Source organism: Microbulbifer variabilis ATCC 700307, from assembly GCF_000380565.1.
GTDB lineage: Bacteria > Pseudomonadota > Gammaproteobacteria > Pseudomonadales > Cellvibrionaceae > Microbulbifer > Microbulbifer variabilis.
Genome location: NZ_AQYJ01000024.1, coordinates 360,941 through 377,941 on the forward strand (window position 1 = coordinate 360,941; position 17,001 = coordinate 377,941).

14 protein-coding genes are annotated in these 17,001 nt (G+C 51.0%); 10 read left to right on the forward strand and 4 right to left on the reverse strand.

Going from position 1 to position 17,001, the window contains the following annotated elements; translation table 11 throughout:
* The first annotated feature begins 92 nt into the window (after positions 1–92).
* From mtnP to G367_RS0108485, 6 genes are read left to right on the forward strand one after another with little or no spacing between them, the layout of a single operon-like run.
* Positions 93–992, forward strand: coding sequence for an S-methyl-5'-thioadenosine phosphorylase (gene mtnP / locus G367_RS23390; protein ID WP_020412687.1), 900 nt, complete (start codon positions 93–95; stop codon positions 990–992).
* A gap of 5 nt (positions 993–997) precedes the next feature.
* On the forward strand, positions 998–1,945 hold the full coding sequence (gene arsS / locus G367_RS0108465) for an arsenosugar biosynthesis radical SAM (seleno)protein ArsS (RefSeq protein WP_020412688.1): 948 nt from the start codon (positions 998–1,000) through the stop codon (positions 1,943–1,945).
* Positions 1,946–1,981: 36 nt separating this feature from the next.
* On the forward strand, positions 1,982–2,665 hold the full coding sequence (locus tag G367_RS26930) for a TVP38/TMEM64 family protein (protein ID WP_020412689.1): 684 nt from the start codon (positions 1,982–1,984) through the stop codon (positions 2,663–2,665).
* 9 nt (positions 2,666–2,674) lie between these two features.
* On the forward strand, positions 2,675–4,150 hold the full coding sequence (locus tag G367_RS0108475) for a dihydrolipoyl dehydrogenase family protein (protein WP_020412690.1): 1,476 nt from the start codon (positions 2,675–2,677) through the stop codon (positions 4,148–4,150).
* A complete protein-coding gene (locus G367_RS0108480; RefSeq protein ID WP_020412691.1) occupies positions 4,150–4,824 on the forward strand; it encodes a TIGR04283 family arsenosugar biosynthesis glycosyltransferase in 675 nt (224 codons plus the stop codon). Before G367_RS0108475 ends, G367_RS0108480 begins: the two co-directional genes overlap by 1 nt.
* The gene (locus G367_RS0108485; RefSeq protein ID WP_026305009.1) at positions 4,817–5,461 is read left to right on the forward strand and encodes a TIGR04282 family arsenosugar biosynthesis glycosyltransferase; all 645 of its coding nucleotides are present in this window, start codon (positions 4,817–4,819) and stop codon (positions 5,459–5,461) included. The genes G367_RS0108480 and G367_RS0108485 overlap by 8 nt, the downstream gene beginning before the upstream one ends.
* Here G367_RS0108485 and mltF read toward each other — a convergent pair.
* Positions 5,458–6,936 (reverse strand): membrane-bound lytic murein transglycosylase MltF, encoded by a 1,479-nt coding sequence (mltF, locus tag G367_RS0108490; RefSeq protein ID WP_020412693.1) that lies wholly within the window; start codon positions 6,934–6,936, stop codon positions 5,458–5,460. The genes G367_RS0108485 and mltF overlap by 4 nt on opposite strands.
* Before the next feature lie 413 nt (positions 6,937–7,349).
* On the opposite strand from mltF, the gene purL reads away from it, so the two are divergent.
* From purL to G367_RS0108505, 3 genes are all read left to right on the forward strand, one after another.
* Positions 7,350–11,216, forward strand: a complete 3,867-nt coding sequence (purL, locus tag G367_RS0108495) for a phosphoribosylformylglycinamidine synthase (RefSeq protein ID WP_020412694.1) — start codon at positions 7,350–7,352, stop codon at positions 11,214–11,216.
* A gap of 394 nt (positions 11,217–11,610) precedes the next feature.
* A complete protein-coding gene (locus tag G367_RS0108500) occupies positions 11,611–11,934 on the forward strand; it encodes a TfoX/Sxy family protein (RefSeq protein ID WP_020412695.1) in 324 nt (107 codons plus the stop codon).
* A 206-nt stretch (positions 11,935–12,140) separates the two neighbouring features.
* A complete protein-coding gene (locus G367_RS0108505; RefSeq protein WP_020412696.1) occupies positions 12,141–13,022 on the forward strand; it encodes an aldo/keto reductase in 882 nt (293 codons plus the stop codon).
* Positions 13,023–13,103: 81 nt separating this feature from the next.
* Here G367_RS0108505 and G367_RS0108510 read toward each other — a convergent pair whose 3' ends face one another.
* From G367_RS0108510 to G367_RS0108520, 3 genes are all read right to left on the reverse strand, one after another.
* Positions 13,104–13,622, reverse strand: coding sequence for a TrmH family RNA methyltransferase (locus G367_RS0108510; RefSeq protein WP_020412697.1), 519 nt, complete (start codon positions 13,620–13,622; stop codon positions 13,104–13,106).
* Between the two features lie 41 nt (positions 13,623–13,663).
* Positions 13,664–14,263 carry an SLATT domain-containing protein gene (locus G367_RS0108515; protein WP_020412698.1) on the reverse strand — a complete coding sequence of 200 codons (600 nt, stop codon included), beginning with the start codon at positions 14,261–14,263 and terminating at the stop codon, positions 13,664–13,666.
* Between the two features lie 186 nt (positions 14,264–14,449).
* Positions 14,450–15,124 (reverse strand): outer membrane beta-barrel protein, encoded by a 675-nt coding sequence (locus G367_RS0108520; protein ID WP_020412699.1) that lies wholly within the window; start codon positions 15,122–15,124, stop codon positions 14,450–14,452.
* A 452-nt stretch (positions 15,125–15,576) separates the two neighbouring features.
* Between G367_RS0108520 and G367_RS0108525 the strand changes: the two genes are divergently transcribed.
* Positions 15,577–16,953: an SLC13 family permease gene (locus G367_RS0108525; RefSeq protein WP_020412700.1), complete on the forward strand. Its 1,377-nt coding sequence runs from the start codon at positions 15,577–15,579 to the stop codon at positions 16,951–16,953.
* Positions 16,954–17,001: the final 48 nt, after the last annotated feature.

Genomic DNA, 17,001 nt, shown 5'->3' on the forward strand with positions numbered 1-17,001 from the left:
TGCTCGCGCTTAATTTTTGTTTACATGTCAGTGATATACACGGTCTAGGAGCACTCCTATACTGCGGAAAAACCAACTGTTTAGGAGTGGACATGGCCAGGGCTTTAATCGGTGTTATCGGCGGTAGCGGTCTTTATGAGATGCAAGGGTTAACCGAGGTGGAGGAAGTCCAGATGGGGACCCCCTTTGGTAGCACCTCGGATGCAATTGCCTGCGGCAAGCTTCATGATATTCCTGTTGCTTTCCTTGCCCGCCATGGACGCGGTCATCGGCTGATTCCCTCCCAGGTGCCCTATCAAGCCAATATCCACGCATTGCGCCAGTTGGGCGTACGCTATGTTCTTTCCCTTTCTGCCGTGGGCTCCCTCCAGGAAGAGGTGCGTCCACTGGATATGCTGATCCCGGATCAGTTTATCGATATGACCCGCAAACGGGAGAGTACTTTCTTTGGCGATGGTGCTGTAGCCCATGTTTCCATGGCTGATCCGGTATGCCCTGCTGTGGCGGATAACCTGGCGCGGGCTTTTGCCAATACCCAGGGAGAAGAGCCGATCAGGTTGCATCGAGGTGGCAGTTATATCTGTATTGAAGGACCCCAGTTCTCTACCCGAGCTGAGTCGCACTGGTATCGCAGTATGAATGCTTCGGTGATCGGAATGACCAATATGCCGGAGGCAAAACTCGCCCGCGAAGCGCAGATGGCTTATGCAACTCTCGCCATGGCAACGGATTATGACTGTTGGCACCCTCGGGAAGAGGCGGTGACAGCGGACGTGGCTATCGCCAATTTGCAGCAAAATGCCGCCCGTGCTCAAAAGATTGCCGCAGAGGCAATCCGCTTGCTCGGTACTGAGCAACCTGAATCCGCCGCTCATACTGCATTGGCGAGCGGGTTGGTGACACCTGTCGATGCGATGCCAGAGGAAAAACAAGCTGTAATAAAGCCGCTACTTACGCCGACAGAAGCAGTGCCTGAAGAAATGGAGCACTGAGGGGAATGCACGAAACATTACCGTTACTGGAAATATCGGACTTCCCGGCGATTCGCCGTGAGGCTATTGAAACCCTGCAAATAAATATCGGTTATCGCTGCAACCAGAGTTGTGTGCACTGCCATGTGAATGCAGGTCCCAATCGTACCGAGATGATGTCGGACGACAATCTGGAGTTACTACTGGGCGTTATCAAGGCAAGGGGGGTGCGAACCCTGGATATCACTGGGGGTGCACCAGAGCTCCACAACGGGTTTCGGTCTTTGGTGAAAGCTGCACGGGCGCTGGGTGTGCATGTAATAGATCGCTGCAATCTCACGATATTATTTGAGCCAGGACAGCAGGATACAGCAGAGTTTCTCGCGCAGAACCATGTGGAAGTGGTTGCCTCTCTACCCTGCTACTCCATGGAAAATGTAGATAAGCAGCGAGGCAAAGGGGTTTTTGATAAAAGTATTGCCGGATTGCAGAAGCTAAATGCCTTGGGCTATGGCAAGTCGGAAACTGGCCTTCAGCTTAACCTGGTCTATAACCCCCAGGGTGCTTTTTTACCCCCGGAGCAGGGGGGCCTGGAGGCAGACTATCGACGAGAGTTGGCCGCGCATTTTGGAATTGAATTTAATCACCTCTTTGCTCTCGCCAATATGCCCATCAAACGCTTTGGCTCCATGCTGATTTCCAAAGGGCAGTTTAAAGACTATATGACGCTGCTTCGGGAGAGCTACTCTGCATCTAATCTTGAGGGCGTGATGTGTCGCAGTCTGGTGAGTGTTGACTGGCAGGGGAATTTATATGACTGCGACTTTAACCAGCAGTTGAATATACCAGTGCCAGGCCGATTGCATCTACGTGATTTACTCGAAGCTGATCTTAAAGATTCGGCAGTTTGTGTGGCTGATCATTGCTATGGCTGTACTGCGGGGCAGGGCAGCAGTTGCGGTGGGGCACTGTAAGGGGATAGGGTTTAATAGCCGGAGGGCGGGAATGCCATGAGAAAAAAAATACTGCTGCTGGCGATTATCGTGATATTGGTGATTGCTTTTTACGCATTTGATTTACACCACTGGTTGAGCCTGGAAAAGCTGCAGGAAGGCGGTGAGCAGTTTCAGCAATGGAAAGCCTCATCGCCATTTCTGGTGAGCTTCCTGTTTCTAGTTTTTTATATTTTGGTAACCGGTTTATCCTTACCCGGTGCTGCGATTCTCACTATTGCCGCGGGTGCTATTTTTGGCTTGTTGTGGGGCACTGTCATTGTATCCTTCGCTTCCAGTATTGGAGCCACCCTGGCGTTTCTAATGGCCCGCTATTTATTTCGTGACTATGTTCAAGAGAAGTTTGCTGTACGCTTACAGGTTGTAAATAACGGTATTGAGAGGGAGGGCGCCTTTTATCTTTTTGCTTTGCGTCTCGTACCAATCTTCCCATTTTTTCTGATCAATATTCTGATGGGATTAACCCACCTTCGAGTCTGGACATTTTATTGGGTGAGCCAATTAGGCATGCTGGCGGCTACGATTGTTTACGTTAATGCCGGTACGCAACTCGCTCGTATAGACAATCTGAAGGATATCGCTTCTCCGCAATTGTTATTGTCTTTTGCCCTATTGGGTATATTCCCGCTATTGGCAAAATACTTCCTCAACTGGCTTAAACGTCGCCGTGAGGCCAAGTGAGTGACTCCAATGAGAAAACCCAAAAAGTTTGATCGCAATATAATTGTTATTGGTGCAGGCGCTGCGGGCTTGGTGAGTGCCTATATTTCTGCGGCGGTAAAAGCCAAGGTGACTTTGATCGAGTCGGGAAATATGGGTGGGGACTGCCTGAATACCGGCTGTGTACCCAGTAAGGCGTTGATCAAGTGTGCTCGTGTGGCACATTCTGCGCGCACTGCGAGTAATTTTGGTGTGCGCCTGCCGGAACCGGAGATTGATTTTCCCGGGGTGATGCGCCATGTGCGTGAATCTATCCAGCAGATTGAGCCTCACGATAGTGTGGAGCGCTACTCAGATCTCGGTGTGGAAGTAATAAAAGGGTACGCGCGATTAGTAGATCCCTGGACAGTCGATATCACGTTGAATAGTGGTGGTGAAAAGTCCCTACGGGGACGAGCCATTATTCTGGCCACCGGTGCTGAACCTACAGTGCCACCATTCCCCGGCCTCGACACGGTTAATTATCTTACTAGCGAAACACTCTGGGATAGGTTTGCTCAGTTGAATAAGGCACCGCATAGATTGGTATTACTGGGAGGTGGTGCCATCGGTTGTGAGTTGGCTCAGGCATTCACCCGCTTGGGGTCAAGAGTTACCTTGATAGAGCGAGATGAACGTTTGCTCCCCCAGGAGGACCACGAAGTGTCGCAAGCTGTTTCCCTGGCATTGGAATCTGAAGGAGTGTGTCTTCTCACTGGGCATGAGGCGGTCTCTTTTACTGGAAGTGAAGATCGCCGAGAGGGGGTATTAAACTTGCGTAATGCCGTGGGTGAAACACAGGTGACATTTGATGAAGTTATCCTGGCACTTGGCAGGCGTGCCAGGACTAAAGGGTTTGGATTGGAAAAACTGGACTTACTGCAAGATGGTAAATTGACAACGGATGCCTTCCTGCGCACTCGTTACCCCCATATTCTTGCAGCTGGGGATCTCGCGGGCCCATTTCAGTTTACCCATATGGCTTCGCACCAGGCCTGGTATGCAGCAGTGAATGGCCTTTTCGGCGATATCAAGAAATTTGCTGTGGATTATTCACTGGTACCTCGGGCAATCTTTATTGATCCAGAGGTGGCCAGCGTTGGGCTTAGTGAGCATGAGGCGGAGCAGCGTGCTATTGCCTATGAGGTAACTCGCTACAACCTTGATGACCTGGATCGCGCTATCGTGGATGGCGCGGCACGGGGTTTTATTAAAGTGCTTACAGTACCGGGTAAAGATAAAATACTGGGTGTTTCAATTGTTGGTGAGAATGCTGCGGAGCTTATAGCCGAGTTTGTATTTGCTATGAAGCAGGGTTTTGGACTGAATAAAATCCTATCTACCATTCATATCTATCCGACTATGACTGAAGGCAATAAATTTGTTGCAGGAAACTGGAAACGAGCCCATGCGCCCAAGGGGTTGTTGCGTTGGCTCGAAGTGTTTCATCGTTGGAGACGGGGTTAGTGCAGTATTCTGTTGTAGTTCCGCTGTTGAATGAGCGGGAGCAACTGCCCGATTTAATTGTGCAGTTAAAAGAACTTAAGGCTTTTACCAGCTGTGAAATTATCCTGGTGGATGGTGGTAGCATTGATGGCAGTGTGGAAATTGCTACTGCTGAGGGGTTCCAGGTAATTACTTCCCCGCGCGGCCGAGCCTCGCAAATGAACGCAGGTGCAGCCATTGCCTGTGGGAACTGGCTGCTGTTTTTACACGCTGATACACGCCTGCCCCAGGGTGCATTGAGTGCGGTTGCATCGGCAGTGGCTCAGGGAGCAGAGTGGGGCCGCTTTAATATTCGTATTGAAGGGCGGAGTTTGTGGTTTCCCCTAATTTCCAACCTGATTAATTGGCGTTCACGTCTAAGTGGTATCGCCACTGGTGACCAGGCGATTTTTGTCCGGCGTACTCTTTTTGAAAAAATTGGCGGTTATGCCAGGCAGCCATTGATGGAGGATGTTGAGCTAAGTCGGCAGTTGTTAAAAATAAGCCGTCCCTATTGTCTCCATCAAAGAGTCTCAACCTCTGGGCGACGCTGGGAAAAATTTGGGGTGTTGCGCACGGTATTGCTGATGTGGCGCTTGCGTTTTGCTTATTGGCGCGGCGTGCCTGCAGATACCCTGGCTAGGCGCTATGAGTAGTCGTCTTTCGAGGAAGTTCCTGCGCCTTGTGGTGATGGCTAAGGCTCCACTGGCTGGTTATGCCAAGACCCGTCTTATTCCGGCATTGGGGGAGCAGGGAGCCGCGTCGCTTGCGGAGAAGTTGTTGCGCCATACCCTTGAAGAGTGTGTGAGAGCTGAGCTGGGACCCGTGGAGCTGCATGTGACACCTGATCCGTCCCACGCTTTTTGGCGGGGTTTCCCATTGCCTGCGGGAGTCACTGTTTATGGGCAGTCCCAAGGCAGCCTTGGTCAGCGCCTTTGGCATGCTACGGGAAACGCACGAGCATTGGGGCAGGGGCTTCTTTTGCTTGGTACCGACTGTCCGTCCCTTACCGCGCAGCGTTTGCGAGCTGCTGCAGAAGAGCTACAGGTGTCTGATGCGGTAATGTATCCGGCAAAAGATGGTGGCTATGCGTTATTAGGGCTCAAGGAAATACAGGTGCGGCTGTTTGAGGATATTCACTGGAGTACTGAGGTTGTTGCCCGGCAGACTCTGGATAGACTTTGGGAGTGTGGAATGAATTGCCAGCGCCTGGAGGCGCTGGCAGATATTGATGAGCCGGGAGATTTATCTTTTTTGCCAGAAGGTTGGCGGGACTTAATACGGCTGGGCTAGAGTGCCGGAGCTGCGCTAGCTTCGGCTTCTATTGCGCTGCCGTCAGCAAGAATTTCGCGATTTGCATCATTGGCTGCAGCCAGGCGTTGCTCCTCAATACGACTGCTCCAACTCAGCAGGGCCTGGTAATGGCGGATATTCTGCACATAGGTTACCGGCTCCCAGCCACGTGCGTAGCCATGTTTGGTGGTCTTGTAATACTGACGCTTGGCCAGCAGAGGCAAATGGTCGCGCACATCGGGCCACAGATCCGGGTTGCCGCCCATACGTTCGGTGAGGACGCGGGCGTCCTCAAGGTGGCCATAGCCCACGTTATAGGCTGCTAGTGCCATCCAGGTTCTGTCGGGCTCACGAATGCGCTCAGGCAGTTTATTGCGAATTTGTACTATATAGCGCGCACCTCCCTCAATGCTCTCCTCGGGATTGAGCCGGTTAACACCGAGGTCTTTGGCGGTATTCAGAGTAAGCATCATCAGGCCACGGACTCCGGTACGGGAGCGCGCGCGTGGGTTCCAGTAGGACTCCTGGTAACTGAGCGCCGCCAACAAGTGCCAGTCCAGATCATACTGGTCTGCCACTTTCTGCATCGCTCCACGCCACTTTGGTAAACGCTCTCGGCTGCGCTTGGCAAATGCCTGGGCGCCACCGACATTCAGGTCGCTGACATGGCCAAAAAACTCTTCGCGCAGCTGCGCAATCATGCCATTGGTGTTTGCGCGCAACATAAACAGGCGGGCACTCTGGTAGAGGCTGTCATCGTCGCTTTTAGGGAAAGCCCAGGAGACCGGTTGGAACTGAGTGAGATTGAAAGCAACAGCGGTGTTTGGATAAAGGCCGCGGTGTACCGCATAAGCATTGGAGTCCACTACTGCGTAGCTGTACTTGCCCTGTTGTACCATCTCTACCAGCTCCATTGCATCCACATCAGACACTTCTTCCCAATCTAACAGTGGGTAGCGCTGGGAGAGTTTTTTCAGTTCCTCCGCGTGGGCACTGCCGGCGATTACGGCGACAGTCTTGCCCTCCAGGTCGCTGGTCTTTCGTGGGCGCTGCTCACCAACACGATAAATAACCTGCTGGCGGATTTCGAAGTAGGAGGGGGTAAAGCGTACCTGCTCACGGCGCTCCGGAGTGACGGTAAGGCCAGCGGCAGCGAAGTGTGCACCCTCTTCCGGGTCACGCAGGCGCTCAAACATTTCGTCTAGATCGTGAACGTCGCGAATTACCAGCTTGACGCCGAGCTCTTCGGCAAAGGCCCGCAGCATTCCATATTCAAAGCCAGTGGGATTACCGGATGCATCTTCGTAATATGTAGTGGGGCCATTTTGTGACAGCACAACCAGCTCACCAGAGGCCTTGATCCGCTCAAGAGTACTCGGTGCTTTGCTGGCAACTAACAGGGAGGCGCAGCATGACATGGCCAGCCCTTTTAACAGGCGGCGGACATAGCGCAGCACGCGGCTTTTCATCATCATAGGCTGTCCCCTCTAGCTCGTCCGTTAGTTTTATTGCTGTTATGCCTAAGGCCCGGTGAAGTTCGGTTCGCCAGGGCTTTTATGGCCAAAGCTGGCACAGTCCGCCAATTTTACATTATCCGGCGTCAATCTGCCCAATTTGGCATTTGGACACTGTGATCTATGCGCTTGAAAACCCTGCCGGACTTTTGTAGGAGTTTTCTTTCGCCTCTTGTTTAGGAGGTTTTAAGCAATAAGTTTGCTCGCCTTTTGAACATATTGATTGCTAATTAGTTCATGTATATGCAAGTGGTCGGCGGGTGTGTTGGACTGGCGATGCTTCAGGTACAATTGCGCCTCTCAAATTTTCGGGGCCTTGTGCGATCCTTCTTTTGCACATTTTTTCTCATTCAGACAAGAGGCAACCTCCCGCAATGCTAGTTCTGCGTGGTGCTCCCGCACTGTCGAAATTCCGCCATAAAAAACTGCTCAATCAACTGCGCGCGCTGCAACCGACCATAGACGACCTCTACGCTGAGTTCGTGCACTTTGCAGATAGCGACTCACTGGATAACAAGGAGATGGCGCTGCTTGAGCGGCTGCTCCAATATGGTCCGACTGAGGAACAGCATGAGCCCAAAGGAGAGCTGATCCTGGTGGCGCCTCGTCCGGGTACTATTTCCCCCTGGTCTTCCAAGGCCACGGATATTGCCCACAATACTGGACTGACAAAAATCCATCGCCTGGAGCGGGGAATTGCCTACTACCTTACTGGCGTGGAATTAACTGACGCTGAACGCCAGGCTCTGGCTTCACAGCTGCACGATCGCATGGTTGAGGTGGTGTTTTCCGGCTTTGAGCAAGCGGAGCAGCTGTTCGTCGAAGAAGAACCGCGCCCATTGCGCGGAGTGGATATCCTCGAGGGCGGCCGCGAGGCGCTTGAGGATGCCAACGTTACCTTGGGCCTGGCTCTTGCCGAAGATGAAATTGATTATCTGCTCACCAGTTTCCAAGAACTGGAGCGTAATCCGACTGATGTAGAGTTGATGATGTTCGCCCAGGCGAATTCCGAGCATTGCCGCCACAAGATCTTTAATGCCTCCTGGACTATCGACGGCGAAGAGATGCCGCATTCCCTGTTTGGCATGATCAAGAATACCTATCGTAAAGGAGGTGACAATGTATTGTCTGCCTATGCCGATAATGCCGCAGTTGTGGCGGGCAATGTAGCCGGTCGTTTCTACCCCGATCCGGAAAGCAAGGAATATAGCTTCAGTAATGAAGCTATCCATATGCTGATGAAGGTGGAGACCCATAACCACCCTACAGCGATCGCACCTTTCCCCGGTGCCGGTACCGGTGCCGGTGGTGAAATTCGTGATGAGGGTGCGGTGGGTCGCGGATCCAAGCCGAAAGTCGGTCTGACCGGCTTTACTGTTTCCAACCTACAGATTCCCGGCTGGGAGCAGCCTTGGGAGTCCAATTACGGCAAACCCGAGCGTATCGTGACCGCCCTGGATATTATGATTGAGGGTCCCATCGGCGGTGCGGCATTTAACAACGAATTTGGTCGCCCAAATATCTGTGGTTACTTCCGTACTTTCGAAGAGAATTTTGACGGCGAGCGCCGCGGCTATCACAAGCCGATTATGCTGGCTGGTGGCTATGGCAATATCCGCGAAGAGCATGTAGAGAAGCCCGAATTTTCCCCTGGGGCCAAACTGGTAGTGCTGGGTGGCCCGGCCATGCTGATTGGCCTTGGTGGAGGTGCCGCTTCCAGTATGGCCAGCGGCTCCAGCTCTGAAGATCTGGATTTCGCTTCGGTACAGCGCCAGAACCCGGAAATCGAGCGTCGCTGCCAGGAGGTTATCGACCAGTGCTGGCAGCTGGGTGAGAACAACCCGATTGCCTTTATCCACGATGTGGGTGCAGGTGGTTTGTCCAATGCTTTCCCCGAGTTGGTGAAAGATGGCGGTACCGGCGGTAATTTCGAACTGCGCAATGTGCCCTGCGATGAGCCGGGTATGAGCCCGCTGGAAATCTGGTGTAACGAATCCCAGGAGCGCTATGTACTGGCGGTTATGCCGGAAGACCTGGAGCGCTTTGAGCAAATCTGTGAGCGCGAGCGCGCGCCTTACGCCGTTGTTGGTGAGGCCACCGAAGACAAACACCTGCTCTTAAATGACAAGCAGTTCGATTCCAAGCCGGTGGATCTGCCGATGTCGGTACTGTTCGGCAAGCCGCCGCGCATGCACCGCGAGGCAGAAACTCGCCAGGTGGAAACCAAGGCGTTTTCCACTGCCGATATCGATCTGAATGAAGCGGCTGAGCGGGTGCTGCGCCTGCCTACAGTGGCTAGCAAGAGCTTCCTGATCACTATCGGTGACCGCACTGTAACCGGCCAGGTTTCCCGCGATCAGATGGTCGGACCCTGGCAGGTGCCGGTGGCCGATTGCGCGGTAACTACCGTTGCCTATGACAGCTACGCCGGTGAAGCCATGTCTATGGGTGAGCGCACTCCGGTGGCATTGCTGGATGCGCCGGCCTCGGGCCGCCTGGCCGTGGGTGAGGCAATTACCAATATCGCCTGTACCCCAGTGAAGCAACTGTCCGATATCAAACTCTCCGCCAACTGGATGTGTGCTGCGGGCCATCCGGGTGAAGAGGAAAAACTTTATCGAACCGTAGAAGCGGTGGGTATGGAGTTGTGTCCTGAATTGGGCATTACCATCCCGGTGGGCAAGGACTCCATGTCTATGCGCACTGCCTGGGAGGAAGAGGGCGAGCAGAAAGCGGTTACCGCACCGCTGTCTCTGGTAATTTCTGCCTTTACTCCGGTAACTGATGTCCGCAAGGCAGTGACACCGCAGCTGCGCACCGATAAAGGTGAGAGTGAGTTACTGTTTATCGATCTGGGTGCCGGCAAAAATCGCTTGGGCGGTTCCTGTCTGGCGCAGGTCTACAACGAGCTGGGTGACAAGCCCGCAGACCTGGATGATGCCAAGAAGCTGAAAGGTTTCTTCGAGGTGGTACAGCAGGCTCTGAATGAAGACCTGATCATGGCCTACCACGACCGCGCCGACGGCGGTCTGTTTACAACCCTGGCGGAAATGGGCTTTGCCGGCCGCGTGGGTATGGATGTGGAAATCTACGAATTGGGTGAAGACCCGATTGCGGCGCTGTTCAGTGAAGAGCTGGGTGCGGTATTGCAGGTTCCCGCCTGTGAAGCGGATATGCTGGTACAGCGCTTTGCCGCTGTGGGTGTACCCACCCACAAGATCGGTTACCTGAACAATAACGAACACCTGTGCATCACCAATAACGGTGTTGAAATCTTCAAGCGCTCCCGTGCTGAATTGCAGCAGATCTGGTCGGAAACCAGCTTCCGCATCCAATCCCTGCGCGATAACGCCGAGTGTGCCGAGCAGGAATTTGCTGTAATCGCCAAAGAAGACCCGGGCCTGACAGTAAACCTCACTTTCGATATCAACGACGATATCAGCGCACCCTATATCGCTAAAGGTGTTCGCCCGAAAGTTGCTGTACTGCGAGAGCAGGGCGTGAATAGCCAGGTGGAAATGGCGCACTCTTTCCACCGCGCTGGCTTTAACGCTGTCGACGTACATATGAGTGACATCCTGTCTGGTCGTGTCGCTTTGGATGAGTTCAAGGGTTTGGTGGGCTGTGGTGGCTTCTCTTACGGCGACGTACTGGGTGCTGGTGAGGGGTGGGCTAAAACCATCCTGTTTAACGATCGTGCCCGCGATCAGTTTGAGGGCTTCTTCAATCGCAACGATACCTTCGGCTTGGGGGTGTGTAACGGTTGCCAGATGTTCTCAGTGATCAAAGAGCTGATTCCAGGTGCGGATCACTGGCCGCGCTTTGTGCGAAACCTCTCTGAGCAGTATGAAGCGCGCTTCGCACTGGTGGGCATTGAAGACTCACCTTCCGTGTTGTTTAAAGGTATGGCGGGTACTTACATGCCGGTTGCCGTTGCTCACGGTGAGGGGCGCGTGGAGTTTGCCGACCAGCAGGCGCTGGAGAAGTGTGAAGCTTCCGGTACTATCGCGATGCGCTACCTGAATAACAAAGGGGAAATCACCCAAACTTACCCGGCCAATCCCAACGGATCGGTCAATGGTATTACCTCCCTGAGTTCTGAAGATGGCCGCGTGACTATTATGATGCCGCACCCCGAGCGTGTTGCCCGAGCTGTCAGCAACAGCTGGCATCCAGATGAGTGGAAAGAAGATTCCGGCTGGATGCGCTTGTTCCGCAATGCGCGGGTGTTTGTCGACTAAGTCAGATCTTCTGTCGGTGGTACTTTTCGGATGGGTGGAAATCCCAAGGTGCCCCGATGTTTGTCGTGGCGACATTGTCGTTGTCGCCACGATTTCCCTCCTAGGCTTTCACAGTTTTTAAATGTCCATGGCGCCTAATCCGCCATGCCAGAAGATGACTTGATATTTCCTGCTACACTTAAACGATTATTCGAAATAACTTTTTTCGCTATGGTGCAGTTATCTGTATCGATTATTGAATACTTTTCTGTTTGCTATGGGTGCTTGCAGCGTGGAAGGGCACTCATCATTCCCTCTCAATTTATCTTTTGTCCGCCAGTTTCTAACCAGAGCGGATCACGGCAGTACCCAAAGCATTTTTCCCCATTTAGCAAAAGTAATTAAGGAGATTGTCATGGCGTACAATGAAACATTGGCAGAAAAAGTGCGCAACCTACTGCAGGGAAATCAAGGTCTGAGTGAGAAACAGATGTTTGGTGGCCTGGCATTTATGTTAAATGGCAATATGGCTTGTGGTGTAGTTGGGGAAGAGCTAATGGTTCGTGTTGGGCCGGACAATTACCAGGATGCATTGGCGGAGCGCTATACCAGGCCAATGGATTTTACCGGCAGGCCCCTTAAAGGTATGGTGTATGTTGAAGAGGATGCCGTTGCGGAAGATTTGGATAACTGGGTAAATCGCGGTGCCGAGTTTGCCGGTTCTCTGCCTCCCAAGTAATTTTAACATAGCGAGGCCAGCATAACGGTGAGAAAAAAGAGCCGACAATTGCACTCCGGTTCTGAAGCTTTATCTGCTATTTCCCCTCAGTAAGCCTTCTCGCTAAAAAACACTGTGCCATCTACAATCAGCGCCGAGCACTTTTAATAGAAGCCGTAGGAGATTGCTGTGACACTCGGTCGCGGTATTCGCTAAGGGTATCGATCATGTATTTTATCGAATTAAATAATGGTGTGGAAATTCCCCAGATTGGAATGGGAATGTCCGCGCTGGGCAGCTGGCAGCAGGATGATGAGTACGTCACTGATGTTATTTTAAAAGCTATCGCTATTGGCTACCGGTTGTTTGATACCGCTTCGATTTGCGGAAATGAGCGGGCATTGGGCCGTGCAATAAAGGAGTCTGGCCTACCCAGGGAAGAACTTTTTATTACCAGTAAAGTTTGGGATACGGAGCAGGGTGGGACAAAAACCCATGATGCCTTTGCTCGGAGCCTAGAGCGATTGCAGCTGGAATACCTGGACTTGTATTTGATTCAATGGCCTGTTCCCGCTTATACGCGTGAAACCTGGGAGGCTATGGAGGCATTATACCAGCAGAAAAAGGTAAGGGCGCTGGGCTTATCAAATTTTCGCAAATCGGATATCGAGCAGATTGCGACCTTTGCTGAAGTGCGACCGGTTATTAATCAAATAGAGTTGCATCCATACTTTACTCAACAGCCTTTGGTCGATTACTGCCAGTTTCACAAAATTGCTATTGGCTGTTGCTCTCCTCTCGGATCGGGAAGTTGGAGCGGTGTGCCTCTTGCTGAAAAGCCAATTGTGGATCCGGTGATAGCCGAAATCGCCGATAAGTATTCAGCTACGCCTGCACAGGTAATTTTGAAGTGGAATATCCAACAGCACCGTATTGTAGTGCCCAAATCGGAGTCCTTAGAGAATATTAGGACCAATTTTTTGTTGAGTGATTTTAATCTGAGTAATGCAGATATTCAGGTAATAAACAGCTTGAATTGTAATAAACGTTTTGGTGGTGACCCGGATTATGTACATAAAATTAATATGACTTTAAAAGTTCCGGATTAAGAGAGAACTTAAGAAATTTACAACTCTACTGATTTTGATGTCAGGTTCTTTGTTAAATTAAATTTTCTGGATTTCTCCATTTCAATCTTGATATTTAGAAGTTATCTTGCGCAGAATTTCATAACTTGCAATAGCGCAGGCCGATGTCACATTCATTGAGGAGTTAACACCCTGCATAACTATATGTACAGTTGCATCGGCTATCTTCAATAATTCCTCACCAATTCCATCTTTCTCCGAACCTAGAACCAAACAGACCTTATCACCCCCGGTAATTGGGGCATGACTTAATTCAACACTATGTGATGTAATTTCCAGGCAGATAATTTGATACCCCTCTGTTTTCAATCGTTGGGCAGTTTTTAGGGCATCACTCTCGTATTGATAGGGGATCTGCTGTTCTGTTGAACGGGAAACTTTGCGGATCTTGGAGTTTGGCGGTACTAGGCTCTTTCCTGCCAGGTAAATTTTCTCCACGCCCAAAGCATCGGCAATGCGAAAGAGCCCCCCCACGTTGCTGGGGGTACGGATGTCAGTGGCGAGGTAGCAGAGAGAAAACTTATGTCTGCCAGGTGAATGATCGTTGTGCTCTTTTTGCATGTTACTACTGCTGAAGTTCTTTGCCAGGTCCCTAAAATGTTTCAGGGGTGTTCTATTGTTGATGTCTGTGAGCCTATTTTGGCTTCTACGTGAGATCTACTCTGCAGCTTACGCATTCTCTCCACCAGGGAGGGTTCGCGACTGGCTTTCTGGTTTTGGATCTGCATGGCTTGGCGGTAGACTTTGTCCGATACAATAAACTCTTCGGCTCTTTGATTGATTTCACTATAGCGGGTGTTTAGCTCGGAGACCTTGTTGGAAAGGTGCTCGAGGTCGAGGATGCGGTCGAAGTAGAGTGCAATCAGGCGCTCACACTCCCTGGCAATCGCCAGGTATTCATTGCCTACTTGACGATGACCTTCGTAGTTCTTTTTGAAATTGAAAAAAGTCTGAATTCCCCCCAGCAGCGCCGCTATTAATGCCAGTGCAGCGCCAGTCCATTTGGTCCAGTCAGGCAGTTCAGCATTGATCAGGGAAAAGAACAGGGAGCCTAAGAACAAGTTAACTACTACGATTGGTACACCGCAGAGCACGTGCAGGTTTCGGCCTTTCATAGAGGCCCGGAAGTGGCTGTGCTTACACAGGTGTGCGTTCCAACGCAATTTATCCAGTACTTCAACTGTATTGGGTATCGAACTCATGAATCCCTTCCGCCTGTTTTGCACTCACTTTGAGGGTGATAGTTTGCCGGATAATCATGATATGTACAGGAAAAGGGAGGGGAGGAATTATGGGCGTGTATGTTTTATAGGCAAGTTTTGTGTGGGGCCCCGTGTAAACAGTAAGTGAGTACCTGCCGAACAAAGCCCCAGTCTCTTGGCGTGGGATCAGAAACTATAGGTTACGCCCACTGCAGAGAAGTTGGCTTTATCATCTTGAATCTCGTAGACAGTGTGCTCCAGGCTAATACTCCAGTCACCAGTGGTCCAATTCACTTCCACACCATAGTAGGGGTTGCTGCCGCTATCCTTTTCATTGTCCCAGCTGTAAGACCTATAGTAGGGTTCTACCTCCAGCAGCTCACGATCACCGTTATACCAGTTGAGAGTACCGGAGGTCTCACTTTGGCCGCTATTGTTTTCACACCACTGGTGAACACCAAGGCGAATACCAGCATTTAGGTTTTGCTGAATTGGTGCTGTGAGAGCTAATCCTACGCTATAGGAGTTATATTCAGCTTCCTGTTTACTTTTGTAATCATAGTTTTCCACTATGAAATCATCATCGTCAATGTACCATTCGAGGCCGTGAACATTAGATTCATAGTCTCTGCGGATACTTCCCAGATCAGTCATACCCCCCTCAACAGCAATATAGCTATTTACCCGGTAGCCAAAAATAAAGGCATAACCTGTAGAACTAAGGTTCTCTCTAAGTGCGTAGGAGCTTTCTGAATCGAACTCTGTATGGCCGAGTGAAGCTTTCAAGTAGAAAGGTTTTTCTTCAGCGTAAACGCCGGTGCTGGCCAGCGCAATAAGGGTAACAAGAGTGGTGTATTTCAAAGGGTACCTCTAGAAGCAGATGCTCAAGCCTTTAATCAGTGCCTCCTACAAAATAATAGGGTTCGTTGAGGTCCCTGGCTTATGTGGAGGTCTTTAGCTTTTGCTTGGAAAGAAAATAACAAAATAATAAATTGTCACTATTGTACATTTGCGCCTGATTTACTAAAAGTGCCTCATTTCCAATTTGTAGGCCTGTCGGGCTTTCCTGGTAAGTGAATATTTGCTCTTTTGATGGCATTGTTGTTATCGATTGAGTGAAATTTAAACAGCGACTGATAGGGTTTTGTGTACTGCGGATACTTTTGGATTTTCTTATCTCAAACTACTGCGCTTAGTGTCTGCTTTCTTGTATTTTGTGTGCCCACCTGGAGGGCTGAGGACACCGAATCTGATTACCCGAAAGGATAGATAAACCAATAACAAATTTACCCTTACGCATTTTGGGGGCAGGTATGTCGATTGCGCGGCAGCGCTTCATAGTTTTGGGGCCATTGTTGGCAGTGGCTTTCTACTTCTTTTTATCCATGGTAGGGATGCAGTATCTGCCTGCAGTTACCGCAGCAATTACGTTGCTGACGGTAATCTGGTGGATTACTGAGGCCCTGCCTATTCCCGCCACGTCTTTGGTACCTTTTGTGCTTTTGCCCTTATTTGGAGTTGCAGACCACAAAATGGTAGCAGCCTCTTTGGGCAGTCATGTGATATTACTGCTGATGGGCGCATTTATTTTATCGAAGGCCCTGGAAAAGAGTGGTGCCCATGAGCGCCTTGCCCTCTATATGCTGCGTCTCTTTGGGGTCTCCAGTGGCCGGCGCTTGGTTTTGGGTTTTATGCTGGCTGCCGGGTTCCTCAGCATGTGGATTTCCAACACTGCCACAACCCTAATGATGTTACCCATTGCTTTGGCAATCCTCTCCCGCATAAAAAATGAACGTCTTACTATCGCATTAATCCTTGGTATCGCTTACGCAGCCAGCCTCGGGGGGGTGGGCACGCCCCTTGGGACCCCCCCTAATGTGATTTTTATGGGAATCTATGAAGAGGTGACTGGCAGGGAATTCAGTTTCTTGGGTTGGATGAAGGTGGGAGTGCCGGTTGCCCTGGTAACTTTACCAATAATGGCTCTTTGGCTAACCCGTAATGTGCATCTGAAAAATAAAATTGAACCGCCGGTGATTGGAGAGTGGCGGGCTGAAGAAAAGCGCACACTGATAGTTTTTGGGGTGGCAATCTTTTTTTGGGTTACGCGCAACGCACCATTTGGTGGCTGGAGTGATTGGCTGGGAATTGGGGCTGCTGGGGATAGTACGGTCGCCCTCGCGGCAGTGGTAGCCATGTTTATGGTACCGAATGGCAAAGGGGGGCGTCTGCTGGATTGGCAGACTGCTGAGACAATCCCGTGGGGAATGCTACTGCTTTTTGCTGGTGGTATTGCCCTTGCCAAGGGCTTTACTGCCTCAGGGTTGAGCGACATGCTTGGGAATGGGCTCTCATTCCTGACTGCAATGCCGCTGTGGTTGATGTTGGTTATTTTGTGTCTTGGGGTTACTTTCCTGACAGAGATTACCAGTAATACAGCTACGGCGACTTTACTAATGCCGATCCTCGCTGTAGCGGCCACCTCCGCAGGTTTCGATCCCATGGTGTTGATGATTCCCGCCGCTATGAGCGCAAGTTGTGCTTTTATGCTGCCAGTTGCCACGGCGCCTAATGCCATTGCCTATGGCACAGGAAAGGTGCGTATGCAGGATATGGTGCGGGAGGGTGCAGTGCTGAGCGTGACCGCTTCACTCATTATTGCGGGGATGTGTGGATTGATATTGGCATAGAGCGGCTGGCAGTTGCTTTTTTGATCGTCTGGTCATGTATTTTGAATA

Coding starts and splice junctions, on each gene's coding strand:
- arsS (WP_020412688.1), top strand. CDS start 998: ATGCACGAAACATTACCGTTACTGGAAATATCGGACTTCCCGGCGATT.
- G367_RS0108510 (WP_020412697.1), bottom strand. CDS start 13,622: ATGCAAAAAGAGCACAACGATCATTCACCTGGCAGACATAAGTTTTCT.
- mtnP (WP_020412687.1), top strand. CDS start 93: ATGGCCAGGGCTTTAATCGGTGTTATCGGCGGTAGCGGTCTTTATGAG.
- G367_RS0108505 (WP_020412696.1), top strand. CDS start 12,141: ATGTATTTTATCGAATTAAATAATGGTGTGGAAATTCCCCAGATTGGA.
- G367_RS0108525 (WP_020412700.1), top strand. CDS start 15,577: ATGTCGATTGCGCGGCAGCGCTTCATAGTTTTGGGGCCATTGTTGGCA.
- G367_RS0108475 (WP_020412690.1), top strand. CDS start 2,675: ATGAGAAAACCCAAAAAGTTTGATCGCAATATAATTGTTATTGGTGCA.
- G367_RS0108485 (WP_026305009.1), top strand. CDS start 4,817: ATGAGTAGTCGTCTTTCGAGGAAGTTCCTGCGCCTTGTGGTGATGGCT.
- purL (WP_020412694.1), top strand. CDS start 7,350: ATGCTAGTTCTGCGTGGTGCTCCCGCACTGTCGAAATTCCGCCATAAA.
- G367_RS0108500 (WP_020412695.1), top strand. CDS start 11,611: ATGGCGTACAATGAAACATTGGCAGAAAAAGTGCGCAACCTACTGCAG.
- mltF (WP_020412693.1), bottom strand. CDS start 6,936: ATGATGATGAAAAGCCGCGTGCTGCGCTATGTCCGCCGCCTGTTAAAA.
- G367_RS0108515 (WP_020412698.1), bottom strand. CDS start 14,263: ATGAGTTCGATACCCAATACAGTTGAAGTACTGGATAAATTGCGTTGG.
- G367_RS26930 (WP_020412689.1), top strand. CDS start 1,982: ATGAGAAAAAAAATACTGCTGCTGGCGATTATCGTGATATTGGTGATT.